The organism is Caldanaerobius polysaccharolyticus DSM 13641 (genome assembly GCF_000427425.1).
Taxonomy (GTDB): Bacteria; Bacillota; Thermoanaerobacteria; order Thermoanaerobacterales; family Caldanaerobiaceae; genus Caldanaerobius; species Caldanaerobius polysaccharolyticus.
The window spans coordinates 497,269-511,521 of sequence record NZ_KE386495.1 but is presented as its reverse complement, the minus strand read 5'-3'; the positions used below and the strand labels follow the sequence as shown (position 1 = coordinate 511,521).

At 44.5% G+C, this 14,253-nt stretch carries 14 protein-coding genes; 13 read left to right on the top strand and 1 reads right to left on the bottom strand.

Translation table 11 applies throughout. From position 1 onward, the window contains the following. Window positions 1-3: 3 nt before the first annotated feature. From nikR to radA, 12 genes are all read left to right on the top strand, one after another. Window positions 4-429, top strand: coding sequence for a nickel-responsive transcriptional regulator NikR (nikR, locus tag CALPO_RS0108975; protein ID WP_026487011.1), 426 nt, complete (start codon window positions 4-6; stop codon window positions 427-429). Between the two features lie 11 nt (window positions 430-440). After that, window positions 441-1,127, top strand: coding sequence for a cobalt transporter CbiM (gene cbiM / locus CALPO_RS0108970; RefSeq protein WP_026487010.1), 687 nt, complete (start codon window positions 441-443; stop codon window positions 1,125-1,127). A 2-nt stretch (window positions 1,128-1,129) separates the two neighbouring features. Then, window positions 1,130-1,459, top strand: coding sequence for a PDGLE domain-containing protein (locus tag CALPO_RS0108965; protein WP_026487009.1), 330 nt, complete (start codon window positions 1,130-1,132; stop codon window positions 1,457-1,459). After that, complete coding sequence (cbiQ, locus tag CALPO_RS0108960; RefSeq protein WP_026487008.1) at window positions 1,428-2,249, top strand: cobalt ECF transporter T component CbiQ; 822 nt, start codon at window positions 1,428-1,430, stop codon at window positions 2,247-2,249. The genes CALPO_RS0108965 and cbiQ overlap by 32 nt, the downstream gene beginning before the upstream one ends. Beyond that, window positions 2,246-2,980 carry an energy-coupling factor ABC transporter ATP-binding protein gene (locus CALPO_RS0108955; protein WP_035172507.1) on the top strand — a complete coding sequence of 245 codons (735 nt, stop codon included), beginning with the start codon at window positions 2,246-2,248 and terminating at the stop codon, window positions 2,978-2,980. The genes cbiQ and CALPO_RS0108955 overlap by 4 nt, the downstream gene beginning before the upstream one ends. A gap of 114 nt (window positions 2,981-3,094) precedes the next feature. Continuing rightward, window positions 3,095-4,741 (top strand): sensor domain-containing diguanylate cyclase, encoded by a 1,647-nt coding sequence (locus CALPO_RS14240; protein WP_051585942.1) that lies wholly within the window; start codon window positions 3,095-3,097, stop codon window positions 4,739-4,741. 83 nt (window positions 4,742-4,824) lie between these two features. Beyond that, complete coding sequence (gene fusA, locus CALPO_RS0108945; protein ID WP_026487006.1) at window positions 4,825-6,837, top strand: elongation factor G; 2,013 nt, start codon at window positions 4,825-4,827, stop codon at window positions 6,835-6,837. Between the two features lie 371 nt (window positions 6,838-7,208). Next, complete coding sequence (locus CALPO_RS0108935; protein ID WP_026487004.1) at window positions 7,209-7,670, top strand: CtsR family transcriptional regulator; 462 nt, start codon at window positions 7,209-7,211, stop codon at window positions 7,668-7,670. Between the two features lie 20 nt (window positions 7,671-7,690). Further along, complete coding sequence (locus CALPO_RS0108930; protein WP_026487003.1) at window positions 7,691-8,206, top strand: UvrB/UvrC motif-containing protein; 516 nt, start codon at window positions 7,691-7,693, stop codon at window positions 8,204-8,206. Between the two features lie 4 nt (window positions 8,207-8,210). Then, a complete protein-coding gene (locus CALPO_RS0108925; RefSeq protein WP_026487002.1) occupies window positions 8,211-9,230 on the top strand; it encodes a protein arginine kinase in 1,020 nt (339 codons plus the stop codon). A 19-nt stretch (window positions 9,231-9,249) separates the two neighbouring features. Next, window positions 9,250-11,688 (top strand): ATP-dependent Clp protease ATP-binding subunit, encoded by a 2,439-nt coding sequence (locus tag CALPO_RS0108920; RefSeq protein WP_026487001.1) that lies wholly within the window; start codon window positions 9,250-9,252, stop codon window positions 11,686-11,688. 45 nt (window positions 11,689-11,733) lie between these two features. Beyond that, on the top strand, window positions 11,734-13,092 hold the full coding sequence (radA, locus tag CALPO_RS0108915) for a DNA repair protein RadA (RefSeq protein WP_026487000.1): 1,359 nt from the start codon (window positions 11,734-11,736) through the stop codon (window positions 13,090-13,092). Here the strand turns inward: radA and CALPO_RS0108910 are convergent. Then, window positions 13,079-13,474, bottom strand: a complete 396-nt coding sequence (locus tag CALPO_RS0108910; RefSeq protein ID WP_026486999.1) for a hypothetical protein — start codon at window positions 13,472-13,474, stop codon at window positions 13,079-13,081. The two genes, radA and CALPO_RS0108910, sit on opposite strands and share 14 nt — an antisense overlap. Before the next feature lie 130 nt (window positions 13,475-13,604). On the opposite strand from CALPO_RS0108910, the gene CALPO_RS0108905 reads away from it, so the two are divergent. Further along, a complete protein-coding gene (locus tag CALPO_RS0108905; protein ID WP_026486998.1) occupies window positions 13,605-14,225 on the top strand; it encodes a hypothetical protein in 621 nt (206 codons plus the stop codon). Window positions 14,226-14,253: the final 28 nt, after the last annotated feature.

Here is a 14,253-nt window from a genome sequence, read left to right as displayed (position 1 = left end):
GGAATGATGGCTATAGAAGAGATCACCCGCTTTGGCGTTTCCATGGATACAAGGTTGCTGGCGCAATTTGATGAACTGATAAAGAGCAAAAACTATAGCAATAGATCAGAAGCTATAAGGGACCTTATAAGGGATTACATAGTGGAAAACCAGTGGCAGGATGAAGACGTGGAAACAGTAGGCACCATAACGCTGGTGTATAACCATGAGGTCAGGGAGCTAAGCGATAAGCTGGTGGACATCCAGCACAGCTTTCACAGAAACATCATATCCACCATGCATGTTCACCTGGATGCCCACAATTGCCTGGAGGTCATGGTTGTAAAGGGCACTGCGGCGAAAATAAGGGCGGTAGCTGACAGGCTCATAAGCACTAAAGGCGTAAAACACGGCAAGCTGACCATGACTACCACAGGACAAAATTTATAAGGGGGGCTTTTATGCACATACCTGATGGATATTTAAGCCCGCAGACCTGCGCGGCTTTAGGGGCGGCTATGATACCCGTGTGGGCAAAGGCCGGCAAAAAGGTGCGTGAAGCGTTTGAACAGAGGGATATACCTGTTATGGCCATTGGCTCTGCCTTTGCCTTTACCATCATGATGTTCAATATACCTGTTCCTGGCGGTACCACGGCCCATGCCATAGGTGCTACGTTGTTAGCTGTGGCCATGGGGCCATGGGCAGCCAGCATATCCCTCACTATCGCCCTTTTGATTCAGTCTTTGGTTTTCGGAGATGGAGGTATATTGGCCATTGGGGCCAACAGCTTTAATGTAGCTTTTTTAGCGCCTTTTGTAGGGTACGGCGTATATAGGTTGGCGCTTAAATTGAGGTGCAATAACGTGGTGGCGTCGGCTATAGGATCTTATGCAGGCATAAATGTTTCTGCGCTGGCTACGGCTGTGGAGCTGGGCATTCAGCCGCTTTTATTTCACAATGCCAATGGCGCTCCTTTGTATTTCCCCTACGGTTTGAAGCTGGCTGTGCCTGCTATTATGTTACCTCATCTCACCATAGCAGGTTTTGCGGAAGCTGTTATGACGGCGCTGGTAGTATTTTACCTGCAGAAGGTGGGAGAAGAGAGCATTTTGTACGGCGTATCTAAGAGGTTGAGAGGTGCTTAAAAATGAAAAAGCTTATTATTCCATCAATTGTGGTTTTACTTTTAACTCCTCTGGGATTGCTGGCTTCAGGCACCGCATGGGGGGAATGGGGAGTTGATGAAGTAAAAAGCAGGATTGGCTTTGTACCAGCAGGCATGAAGCGGTTTTCAGAGGTTGTAAAGGCGATTTTGCCTGGTTACAGCATACCGGGGTTTGACAGGAATTTCTTTCAGCTATCTGTGGGGTATATCTTTTCAGCAGTTGTGGGTATTGGCCTGATATTTGCAGTTTATAAAGTTCTGGAAAGGGTTATTGTAAGAAATGGGAAATTTTCTGGAGAAGACCATCGTTGATATCAAAAGTGCTTTTGAGGATATTTATTATGCGGATCTCAATGCCGCAAAAAATGGCATTATGCAGGTGATAGATCCCAGAGTAAAGCTCATTTCAATATTGGCGCTGATGGTTATTGCCAATCTGTGTAAAAACTTCTACGGCATTGGTTTGCTCTTTTTATACGTTTTACTACTGGCGGCTTTGTCCAGGATTGACTATAAAACATATCTTTTGAGGGTGTGCGTTGTTTCTTTTTTGTTTAGCGGTGTTGTGTTGATACCCTCTGTCTTCAATGTGGTATCAGGCGGCAGGCCCTTTTTATATTTAAGTAAAGAATTATATATAACACGTGAAGGCTTGATCAGCGCTCTCTTTCTTATGGTGAGGTCCTTTGTATCTCTTTCGTTAATATACCTGGTGGCGGTCACTACCAAGTGGTATGATCTTATGAAGTCGCTGCGCTTTATCGGAGTGCCGTCTGCATTTGTTGCGCCATTGGAGATGACTTACAGGTACATTTTCTTACTTCTGGAGCTGGCTTCAAACATGTTTTTGGCGAGGAAAAGTAGGACGGTAAGAAAAATAAGCGGTGCCGAAGGTAGAAAGTTTATAGCCAGCTCCACGGGATACCTCCTGTTGAGGTCATGGGAACTCAGCGGCGATGTATACGATGCCATGGTGTCAAGAGGTTATCGTGGTGAGATAAAGGCCTTAAAGGTGTTTAAAGTCAAGCCGTTGGATTATATGTGGATAGGATTAAACATTGCTTTTGCGTTTATAGTCGCTGTAAAGGGTGGTATATTTTGAAGGATGTAATTTTTAAGCTAATAGGTATTTATTATTCTTATGCAGATTCGGTTCCGGCGCTGGTTGACATTAACCTTGAGGTAGAAAGGGGCGAAAAGTTAGTCATTGTGGGAGCTAATGGCAGCGGAAAATCCACGCTTTTGAAGATAATGGACGCCTTGATCTTTCCTCAGAGGGGTGAGTTTACGGCTTTTGGTAAAGTCGTAGATGAGAGGGAGATGAGATCAAATCCTTATGAATTTCGGAAGAGAGTGGGTTTGGTGTTTCAGGATTCTGATGTGCAGCTATTTTCGCCCAGCGTATTTGACGAGGTGGCCTTTGGGCCATTGCAGTTAAGTGAAGAGCCTGAAAAGGTTAGAGATCTGGTGGAGAGCATTTTAGACGATTTTGGAATAGGGGATCTTAGAGACAGGCCTCCTCACAGGTTGAGCGGTGGCGAAAAGAAGAAAGTGGCGCTGGCGTCGGTGATGGCGCTAAATCCAGAAGTATTGCTGTTGGATGAGCCCACCAACGGCCTTGATCCCAGGTCAAGAAAGTGGCTGGTAAGGAAATTGCTGGAGTTAAACCGTAAAGGGACTACTGTAGTTACGGCGACCCACGACCTGGAGATAGCAAAGCAGCTGGCAGATAGGATGGTGGTAATGGGAGAAGGGCATCGCATAGAACGCACAGGTGCTTCAGAAGAGGTATTCGCGGATGAAAAACTCCTGCTGGAGGCAAATCTTATATAATTTTTTTACAGTAAACGCCAAAAGGCGTTTTTTTATATTGGACATATTATGTCTATTATGTATAATATAATAGAAGTATATCGCGATTCTTGAACTTTTAAAGGATTGATTTAAATGGTTAACAAATTAATGGGCAATGGGATGACCTATGTTGGCTATATATTTTTGATTTACCTTTTATTTGTAAATGGTATCAACGGGATAGACTACTGGGTCTTTGCGATTTTTATAGCATCTTTTCTTATTGTAGAGTATCTTGGCATCAGAGGCGAGAGGAACCAGGTTAGTTTAGGTTCCGCTTTCGTTATGGTTGTCTTTCTAGTGTACGGAGTTGCCCCTGCGCTGCTCATGGCTTCCTTGGGTATGTTCATATATCATTCTGTAAGCAGCAAAAATGTATTTTCCGGTTTGAGCTATGGTTCTAGAGCGGTCATAGCCTATGGATTGGCTGCCTGGGCTTTTTATCTGACAGGTGCCCAAATAGGTCCGTTTTACAGTGATCAGGTGAGAGGCATTGCGGTCTTTGTTGTTGTAAGTTATCTTGTAAGCGATGTTTTACGCTTTGCAGCCTACAGAGTATCGGGTCAATACGTCCAGTTATCTCACGTTTTTGAGAATGCATTGCTTAAAGCCTTATTTGCGGTTGTGTCGGCGGTTTGCGCTGTAATGCTAGCGTATATCTACAGAGAAATGAATTTCTTTTATAAAGCGCTGGCATTGCTGGCTGTTCTGCTTCTCGCCTATAATTTTCACATACTGTCCAGCCTTATGTACGCCAATAAAAAGTTAAAGGCGCTGTACGACATGCTGTCCATAATAAATTCCAGGCTTGATGTGAATCAGGTAGGTGAGGCCATTATCGATGCCATAAGCAACGTGGTCAATTTCAGCGGTGTTGCTATTTTTCTAGGTAAAGGTGAATCTGAACTGGAGATAGTAGCGTGGGATATGGGAGAGGTCGAGCATTGCGACACAAAAGTAGCCACAGATAAGGAGTTTGTACAGACATTGCTTCGCATCGATGAACCTGCTATCATTGACTGTTGTAACGATAAAGATTCTTTGCTATGCTCTTATTTTAATTTTAAGTCTTGTATGATAGTTCCTCTTGTTCAGAATATAAAGACAATAGGTGCTATACTTTTGTTTCACGATTACCAGAATGCCTTTTCAAAGGAAAATTTAGACATAGTAACGATGATTTCCAGGCAAGGTGCCATAGCCCTTTACAACGCCAAGCTTTACAGGGAGATGACTCAGAAGTCTATAACCGATCCCATAACTAAGCTGTACAATAGAAGGTATTTTACAGATATCATAAAAGATATCGTGGAGATATGCCAGAGAGAAGATTTGAATGTGAGCTTGATCATGATTGACATAGACTACTTTAAGCGCGTAAATGACACTTACGGGCATTTGATAGGAGATGAAGTAATAAAAGAACTGGCCAGCCGCATAAAAATGTGTACCAGGGGAGATGACATAGTGGCCAGGTATGGCGGTGAGGAGTTTGTGGTGGTATTGCCTTCTTTGGATGAGCAACAGGCTTATACCATTGCTGAGAGGATCAGGAAGGAAATAGCAGCCAGACCTTTTACCACCAGTGCTGGTGAACTGCACGTGACGGTTAGCGCTGGCATATGCGAGTACCCTGCAAAAGCTGATTCCCTTGAAAGGTTGATTGCCAATGCCGACAGGGCTCTTTATATGGCTAAGGCGAGGGGAAGAAATAAGGTGATTATATACGAAGAGATTTGATGGGCGATAAGATATACAGAAAGGAGGAAATCATAAAAAAATATAGAATATTTATAATAGCAAAACATTAAAGGGGGATTTTTATGAAGGCGTATCAATGCAGCGCCATAAGGAATGTGGCGCTGGTAGCCCACAGCGGTGCAGGTAAAACTACATTGGTGGAAGCGGCTTTATACAGTTCCAAGGCCATAGACAGGATGGGCAATGTGGAGGATGGCAATACGGTTTCTGATTGGGATCCTGAAGAGATTGTAAGAGGTATTTCCATATCTGCTTCTATCGTTCCGGTGGAGTGGAACTCTACAAAGATAAATTTAGTTGACACACCTGGGTACTTTGATTTTGTAGGGGAGATGCTGGCGCCGCTGCGGGTGGTAGAAGGGGCCGTGGTGGTGGTTTCACCTTCTGGGCCTGAAGTAGGTACTGAGATTGCCTGGAAGCACTTAAATGATGCAGGGTTGCCGGCTATGTTTTTTGTCAACAAGATGGATAAAGAAAATGCTAGTTTTTTTAAGGCTGTGGAAGGGTTAAGAGAGGTCTTTGGCAAAAAAGTCGTACCAGTGCAACTTCCTGTGGGTCAGGAAGACGATTTCAGGGGATATGTGGATTTACTGGAAGGAGCAGCGTATATCTACGATAAGGGCCAAATCAAAAGGTCAAATATACCTGAGCCTATGGCTGGTGATGTGGCTAGGTTTAGAGAAGAGCTGATAGAGGATATAGCGGAGTTAGACGAAAATCTGCTGGAGAAATTTTTCAACAATGAAGAACTCTCTTTAGGAGAATTAAAGAAAACGTTGAAAAAAGGGATGGCATCAAGAGACATATTTCCTGTGTTTTGTGGCTGTGCCTTAAAGAACATGGGCGTTTGCGCTGTTATGGATGCCATTGTGGAGTACATGCCGGCACCTGTGGACAACAGCGATGGGGCTTTTTCGGCTTTTGTCTTTAAAACCATAGCTGATCCCTACGTAGGCAAGATGTCGCTTTTTAAAGTTATGAGCGGTTTTGCGGCATCTGATTCCGGTGTATTTAATTCCACTAAAGAATCAGGTGAAAAGTTAGGGCAGATTTTTGTTTTAAGGGGCAAAAAGCAGATTCCTGTAGATAAGCTTTGCTGTGGCGATATCGGAGGTGTAGCTAAGCTGGCTGTTACGTCTACGGGAGATACCCTTTGCGATGAAAAGAAGGTCGTGGTGTATGATAGGTTGCAGTATCCTGAACCCAATATGGCCATGGCCATAGAGCCTCAGTCTGAGGGGGATGAAGAGAAGATAAGCAATGGGTTGCTGAAGTTAAATGAAGAAGACCCTACGTTTAAAGTCATCAAGAACAATGAGACAGGGCAGTTTCTCCTGTATGGGTATGGGGATGTGCACCTGGAGGTCATTGTAAAGAGGTTATTGAGCAAATTCGGCATAGGTTGCCAATTGACTGTGCCCAAGGTGGCGTATAGAGAGACCATAAAAGGGAAAGCTAAAGTAGAAGGAAAATACAAAAAGCAGACAGGGGGTCATGGGCAGTACGGTCACGTCTGGATAGAATTTGAGCCCTTGCGGGATAAAGAGTTTGAATTCCAGGAAAAGATTTTTGGAGGCGCTGTTCCCAGGCAGTATATACCGGCGGTAGAAAAAGGCTTAAGGGAGTGCATGAAAGAAGGGATACTGGCGGGTTACCCCGTGGTAAATATAAAAGCCACTTTGCTGGATGGGTCGTATCATCCTGTGGATTCATCGGAAATGGCATTTAAAGTCGCCGCGTCGTTGGCTTTTAAGAAAGGGATGCAGCAGGCCAGTCCCGTCCTGCTTGAGCCTATACTTCACGTGGAGATCTCAGTTCCCGAAGAGTATATGGGAGAAGTGATAGGCGACTTAAATAAGCGGAGGGGAAGGATACTTGGTATGCAACCCGATGGGCATTTACAGGTGGTAATGGCGGAAGTGCCCGAAGCGGAGATGTTCAGGTACGCTACTGATTTGAGGTCATTAACCCACGCAAGGGGTAGCTTTACCATGAGATTTGAAAGATACGAGGAGATGCCGCCGCAACTGGCTCAGAAGATAATAGAACAAACAAAATTGGCTAAGGAAGCGTAAAATATAGGGGGAGTATTCCCCCTAATCTTTATAGAACGATGATGACAGGGCATATCCTGCTAACAATGCCACAAGATATTGCACCTGTCCTGATAGTATGCCGTAAAACTCCAAAAATATAATAAATCAGAAAAACAGCTACTATAGAATTTATCTTTTTTATTACCACGTTGCTGATTAATAAATAAAGGTATATTAAAATAATGTAAATATATTTTGCCAACCTGTATCATCCCCCCTTTGGCTATTGTTATATAACGATTATATAACAAATTAGGACAAAAATTTAAAAAGACCCCTTGACAAAATAAATATGGTAATATATACTATAGTCGAAGGTCAAAGAAAGTCAAAGATAAAGAGGTGAGTACATGGCCAGGATAAGCGACGTCATAGAGATGTTTATAAAGAAGTTGATAGATGAGGCGCAAAACGGTATTGTAGAGATAAGAAGAAATGAGCTGGCAAGTAAATTTCAGTGTACTCCATCTCAGATAAACTATGTACTGGAGACGCGGTTTACGCCGGAGCTGGGTTATTACATCGAAAGCCGCAGAGGTGGCGGCGGTTGTATAAGAATTATTAAAATGAACATAGACGAGAAAGAATATATAAAAGACATAATAACTGAAGGTATAGGCAGCAGCATCTCTCAAGGGGATGCGTACGCTTACATCAATGCCTTGTATCGGGATGGTATTATAACGGACAGGGAACTGTTGATGATGAAGTCCGCCCTGTCGGATAGGGTTATAGGGTTGGATCGGGAATTGCGAAATGTGGTACGCGCCAGTTTGTTTAAGGCCATGCTGCTGGCGGTACTAAATAGTTAAAATTTAAGGAGGTCTTAGCCATGTTGTGCGAAAGGTGCCAGAAAAGACCTGCGACGGTTCATTTCACCCAGGTTATAAATGGGTATAAAACCGAGATGAATTTATGCGAGGAGTGCGCCAGGGAAACAGGCCAGTTGAATTTTGAGCCTTTCACTTTTCCCTTTGGTTCATTGTTTTCCTTTGATAACTTGCTTTCGGGACTTATGGATTATACGCCAGGTACTTATGTGGAACAGAATATAAAGTGCACTATTTGCGGCAATACCTATGAGGATTTTAAAAAGACCGGGCGATTGGGATGTGCCGGTTGCTATAATACCTTCAGAGACAGGCTTTTGCCTCTGGTGAGAAAAATTCACGGTTACAATCTCCACAAGGGGAAAGTACCTAAAAAGGCTGGAGTAAATTTGAGGATAGAAAGGCAGATCGAGAGGTTAAGAGAGCAATTAAATGAGGCGGTAAAAAGGGAAGCTTATGAAGAGGCGGCCAGGTTAAGAGACCAGATAAAGGAATTAGAAAAGAAGATGGGGAGGTGAAACTGTGGATAACTGGATAAATGTAGAAGGCCCTGATGGCGATGTGGTGCTGAGCAGCAGGGTAAGGTTGGCCAGAAATTTAAGCGATTATCCTTTTCCTATCGCTATGGATGACGAAGTAGCGAGCAAAATAAAGGCCCAAGTGAGGGATAGCATTTTAAAGAGCAACACCGTGTTGTGCAGGGACTTTGAGTATACAGATCTGGAAAAAACCACTCCTTTGGATAGATTGGCTCTGGTAGAACGGCATCTTATAAGCCCTGATCTGGCTAAGAATTATAAGCGGGGAGCGGTTCTTTTAAGCCGGGATGAAAAGGTCAGTATTATGGTCAACGAGGAGGATCACATACGCATTCAGGCTATATTTCCGGGGCTTCAGCTAAAGGAAGCGCTGGATCTGGCAGATAAAATTGACGACGTCATGGAAGAGAGCTTAAAGTATTCCTACGATGAGGAGCTGGGTTATCTGACATCGTGTCCCACCAATTTGGGAACAGGGCTTAGAGCATCGGTTATGCTTCACCTTCCGGCACTGGTTATGACAGACCAGATAAAAAACGTCCTAGCAAATCTCAACAAGATAGGTCTGGCAGTGCGGGGTATTTACGGCGAGGGCACTGAAGCTTTGGGCAATATATTCCAGATATCCAATCAGATTACCCTGGGACAGGATGAGTCAGAGATCGTGGAGAATATAAGCGGGGTAACCAAGAATATCATATCCAGCGAGAGATACGCAGCTGCGGAGCTGTACAGAAACAATAAAATGCGCATAGAGGATATGGTGTACAGGTCATACGGCGTATTAAAAAATGCCAGGATTTTAAGCTCTGAAGAGTGTATGAAACATCTTTCCAACGTGAGATTAGGCAAAAATCTAGGAATAATAAAAGCGGAAATACCTATTAACGAGTTTCTGGTGTACATCCAGCCAGGTAACATACAGAAGATCGAGGGAAAAGAACTCTCGCCTTTTGAAAGGGATGTGGCCAGGGCCGCTTATGTTAGAGAGAGAATGAATTAAATGATGGAGGTGTTTGATTATGGCGATGTTCGGCAGATTTACTGAGAGGGCTCAGAAGGTGCTGTATCTGGCACAGGAGGAAGCCAGGGCGTTAAATCACAACTACGTGGGAACCGAGCACCTGCTGCTGGGGCTTATAAAAGAAGGAGAGGGGATCGCTGCCCAGGCATTAAGAAACCAGGGCATAAGGCTTGAGGATATAAGGCAGAAAATAGAGAGCCTTATAGGAAGAGGAGCTATGCCTACGGAGGTTGTAGGCTACACTCCCAGGGCTAAGAGGGTCTTGGAGCTGAGCTTTGCGGAAGCTAGGAGATTAGGTGTAAATTATATCGGCACAGAGCATATACTTTTGGGCCTTATAAGAGAAGGCGACGGAGTTGCGGCCAGGGTACTGGCCGAGTCGGGAGTTGATCTCAACAAGACACGGGATGAGGTTATGAAGCTCTTAAATCAGGAGCCGACAGGCATTAAACACGCGGCCAGAAACACCAATACCCCGACCCTTAACCAGTATGGAAGGGACCTTACAGACATGGCAAGGGAAGGCAAATTGGATCCTGTAATAGGCAGGGAAAAGGAGATTGAGCGGGTTATACAGATATTGAGCAGGCGCACCAAAAACAATCCGTGCCTTATAGGGGACCCCGGGGTAGGTAAAACGGCTATCGTAGAGGGACTGGCGCAAGAGATCGTCGAGGGCAGGGTTCCTGAGATAATAAAGGACAAGCGGGTTGTCACCCTGGATCTGGCGTCGATGGTGGCAGGCTCTAAGTACAGGGGAGAGTTTGAGGATAGGATTAAGAATGTACTGGCGGAAATAACCAAGGCGGGAAATGTAATACTTTTTATAGACGAGCTGCACACGCTGATCGGGGCAGGGGCTGCGGAAGGAGCTATAGACGCATCCAATATACTAAAGCCTGCTCTGGCCAGAGGTGAAATACAGGTCATCGGCGCTACTACCCTGGACGAGTACCGAAAGTACATCGAGAGGGATTCGGCTTTAGAGAGAAGATTCCAGCCTGTGCAGGTAGCTGAGCCTACGGTGGAAGACACCATACAGATACTTAAAGGGTTAAGGGATAAGTACGAGGCGCACCATCGGGTTAAGATAACCGATGAGGCTTTGGAGGCTGCCGCAAGGCTTTCCGATAGGTATATCACAGACAGATTTTTGCCCGATAAAGCTATAGACCTCATAGACGAAGCCGCGTCAAGGGCCAGATTGCAGACATTTACTGCCCCTCCTGAGATAAAGGAGTTGGAGGAGAAGATACAGAAATTGCAGAAAGAAAAGGAAGAAGCTATAAGCACCCAGGAATTTGAAAAGGCAGCTAAGCTGAGGGATGAAGAGCAAAAGTGCAGGGAAGAACTGGATAAGATAAAAGAGCAATGGGAGCATAAAAATCTCTCCAAGGACAAGAGCGTTACAGAAGAGGATATAGCTAATATCGTCTCGCTGTGGACAGGTATTCCGGTAAAGAAACTGGCCGAAGAGGAATCTGAGAAACTGCTTCACCTGGAGGAAATCCTGCACAGAAGAGTAATTGGCCAGAATGAAGCTATTGAGGCTATATCAAGAGCTGTGAGAAGAGCGAGAGTGGGGCTTAAAGATCCCAAAAGGCCTATAGGATCTTTTATATTCCTGGGTCCTACGGGTGTAGGCAAGACAGAGCTGGCTAAAGCCCTCGCTGAGGCCATGTTTGGCGATGAAAATGCCATGATAAGGCTGGATATGTCTGAGTATATGGAAAGGCATACGGTGTCAAGGCTAATGGGTTCGCCTCCGGGGTACGTAGGGTATGAGGAAGGCGGTCAGCTCACGGAGAAGGTGAGAAGAAAGCCGTATTCAGTGGTATTGTTTGACGAGATTGAAAAAGCCCATCCCGATGTGTTTAACGTGTTGCTACAGATACTGGACGACGGCAGGCTTACCGATGCTAAAGGCAGGACGGTGGATTTCAAGAATACCATAATCATCATGACGTCCAACGTGGGAGCTGATCTTATCAAGAAACAGGCCACATTAGGGTTTACCGCATCCAGCGATGAGGCTAAAGATGCTTACGAGAAGATGAAAGACAACGTCATGGATCAACTCAAGCGCACTTTCAGGCCTGAGTTTCTCAACAGGATTGATGAGATAATAGTGTTCCATCAGCTGACTATGGACGACATAAAGAGCATAGTGGATATAATGTTGAAGGATATAAACGAGAGGCTCAAGGCCAACGACATTCAGCTGGTGTTGAGCGAAAAAGCCAAGGAGTATCTGGCTAAGGAGGGTTATGATCCTGCCTTTGGCGCCAGACCTTTGAGGAGGGCTATAGAGAGGACGATTGAAAACACCCTCTCCGAAAAGATGTTAAAAGGAGAGATAAAGCAAGGGGATAGGGTGTACGTGGACGTCAAAGACGGCAAATTGGAGATGACAAAAGAAGAGGGCGCTTTGGTTTAGGCCCTCTCTTTTGTTATAATTTATTTCGGGAAGGGGGCCTTTGACGTGGCGGATAGAACCCATTATGTATGCCAGAGTTGTGGCTATGAGGCGTTAAAGTGGATGGGCAGGTGCCCTTCTTGCGGGCAGTGGAATACCCTGCAAGAGGAAGTCATAGAAAAGAAAGCCCCTGAAAGGGTAAAAAAAAGCATTAAAGAGCCTCAACTCATAGGCGTTGTAGGCAAAGCGAAAGAGGGAGAGAGGTTCAGCACGGGTTTTGGCGAGCTGGACAGAGTGACAGGTGGAGGGATTGTGCAGGGATCTCTCATACTTATAGGAGGAGACCCTGGCATAGGCAAATCCACCCTTATGTTGCAGGTGTGTAAGAATATATCGGGGGATAAAAAGGTTTTGTACATATCTGGTGAAGAGTCGGTGCAACAGGTCAGGATGAGGGGAGAGAGGTTGGGCATAAGCGATGAGAAAATATACCTGGCGGCAGAAACCGATATATACGCGATATTGGAAATTGTGAAGGCGCTAAGGCCAGACGTCCTTATAATCGATTCCATACAGACGGTATACGACCCGGATTTATCGTCGTCGCCGGGAAGCGTAAGCCAGGTGAGGCAGATAACTTCTCATCTCATGCGCTTGGCTAAAGGGATGAACGTCACTACCATTATCGTAGGCCATGTGACGAAGGATGGCTCTATAGCCGGTCCCAGGGTCCTGGAGCACATGGTGGATACCGTCCTTTATTTTGAAGGGGAAAACAGGCTTATGTATCGCATGATAAGAGCGGTGAAAAACCGCTTTGGTTCTACCAATGAAGTGGGTATATTTGAGATGACGGGAAGCGGTATTGTAGAGGTTAAAAATCCCTCAGAAATGCTTTTGCGCGGAAGGCCTTTAGGGGTTTCAGGCTCCTGCATAACGTGTTCGGTAGAGGGGACGAGGCCTATTTTGGCAGAACTGCAAGCCCTTGTGGCTCAGACCACCTTTGGCATACCCAGGCGTATGTGCACAGGTATTGATTTTAACAGGATGCTGATGATAATAGCGGTGCTGGAGAAAAGATTTGGCATGATGCTGGGAAATCAGGATATTTACTTTAACGTGGCAGGTGGCATTAAGCTTACTGAACCTGCCTGTGACCTGGCGGTGGCGCTGGCTATTGCCTCTGGGTATAGAGATGTGTGTTTAAGCGAAGGGCTGGTGGCGGTAGGAGAAATAGGGCTTGCAGGGGAGATAAGGCCTGTGACCCAACCTGCTAAAAGGGTTATAGAGGCTAGCAGGATGGGTTTTGATGCCGTCATTATGCCCCATGAAAACTTAAGAGGGCTTGAACAGCCGGAGGGAATAAAGATATACCCCGTAAAGGACTTACAGCAGGCCTTAAGCATTGCGATCAGGTCAATGTAAAAGCACCTAGAAAGTTCAGTTTTCTGTATTCATTGAGGATAAGGTCGAACATGTTTATTTTTAAGAGATTGCATAAAGCAGCTATATAAAATATATGGTTGGTAATCTCTTTCTCTATTACTTCTCTGCAGTCGTCGCACAATTCTCCTTTAAGATGAGAGCTTACGCAATAAGGCAAATCCTCAAAATCTATGTCCTCGGGTATTTCTTGCTTATGTGCTTCTATTTTCAAGCAGCCACAAATTGTAACAGACTTAGCTAAGGCTCTGTTTATGCGTGCGTCGGTCTCTTGCAGCTTTGACATTACGTCGAGAATGCTCTTATGCCTTATAAGCACATCTCTTACGGTATTTTGAAAGTCATCGCAGATTATATCCTTCATGGTAATCACCTCAAGTTTATTATTTGATAAGCGGTTTGCTTTATTCATGGGATAATTTTGTGGGCTTGCCAATACAAGAGGTTGTGATAAAATTAAAATAAATAAAAAAATTCAAGGAGTGTTGGTGGCGATGAAAATTGACAGAGAGAAGATCCTTGATCATTTTTATTATGAATGGTGGAAATATTTGATTGCTATCTTTGCTATTTTTTTTATATGGAGTATAACTTCTAATTACCTATATCAGAGAAGCATAGCTGGTAAGAAGTTAGAAATATACTTGGTAGGGCCTTATTTAAGCGATCAGAGCGTAGACAGTATAAAGAGCCGTATGCTTAAAGATTTCCCTGAGCTGAAGGAGATAGTGCTGTCAGATATTCCTATGCAAGGACCTCAGGATGTAGCATCATGGCAGAAAGTAATGACGTATATAGGGGCGCAAACAGGGGACATTTATGTATTTGATAAGGATATATTTGAACAGTTTGCTAGCAGGGGAGCGTTTTTACCTCTTGACGATTATGTGAAAAGTGGACAGTTAAACATACCTGGCGTTGACGCCTCTAAGGGTGCCGTTATGTCGGAAATAGACAAAAAAACCCATATTTTTGGCCTCCCTATTGACAGCCTGGGAAAGCTAAAGGATATGGGATTTGATACCAAAGACAAGTATATATCCATCACGGCATTTTCAAAGAAAAAGGCTACATCAATTAAAATGGTAAAATGGATATTTCAGAACTTGCGCTGAAAGGTAAATTATAAAATGTTGGAAAACT

Bases quoted from the DNA above. Each gene is read 5' to 3' on its own strand.
- CALPO_RS0108930 (WP_026487003.1), top strand. From the start codon at position 7,691: ATGTTGTGCGAAAGGTGCCAGAAAAGACCTGCGACGGTTCATTTCACC.
- cbiQ (WP_026487008.1), top strand. From the start codon at position 1,428: ATGGGAAATTTTCTGGAGAAGACCATCGTTGATATCAAAAGTGCTTTT.
- CALPO_RS0108905 (WP_026486998.1), top strand. From the start codon at position 13,605: ATGAAAATTGACAGAGAGAAGATCCTTGATCATTTTTATTATGAATGG.
- CALPO_RS0108910 (WP_026486999.1), bottom strand. From the start codon at position 13,474: ATGAAGGATATAATCTGCGATGACTTTCAAAATACCGTAAGAGATGTG.
- nikR (WP_026487011.1), top strand. From the start codon at position 4: ATGATGGCTATAGAAGAGATCACCCGCTTTGGCGTTTCCATGGATACA.
- CALPO_RS0108965 (WP_026487009.1), top strand. From the start codon at position 1,130: ATGAAAAAGCTTATTATTCCATCAATTGTGGTTTTACTTTTAACTCCT.
- CALPO_RS0108920 (WP_026487001.1), top strand. From the start codon at position 9,250: ATGGCGATGTTCGGCAGATTTACTGAGAGGGCTCAGAAGGTGCTGTAT.
- cbiM (WP_026487010.1), top strand. From the start codon at position 441: ATGCACATACCTGATGGATATTTAAGCCCGCAGACCTGCGCGGCTTTA.
- CALPO_RS14240 (WP_051585942.1), top strand. From the start codon at position 3,095: ATGGTTAACAAATTAATGGGCAATGGGATGACCTATGTTGGCTATATA.
- fusA (WP_026487006.1), top strand. From the start codon at position 4,825: ATGAAGGCGTATCAATGCAGCGCCATAAGGAATGTGGCGCTGGTAGCC.
- CALPO_RS0108935 (WP_026487004.1), top strand. From the start codon at position 7,209: ATGGCCAGGATAAGCGACGTCATAGAGATGTTTATAAAGAAGTTGATA.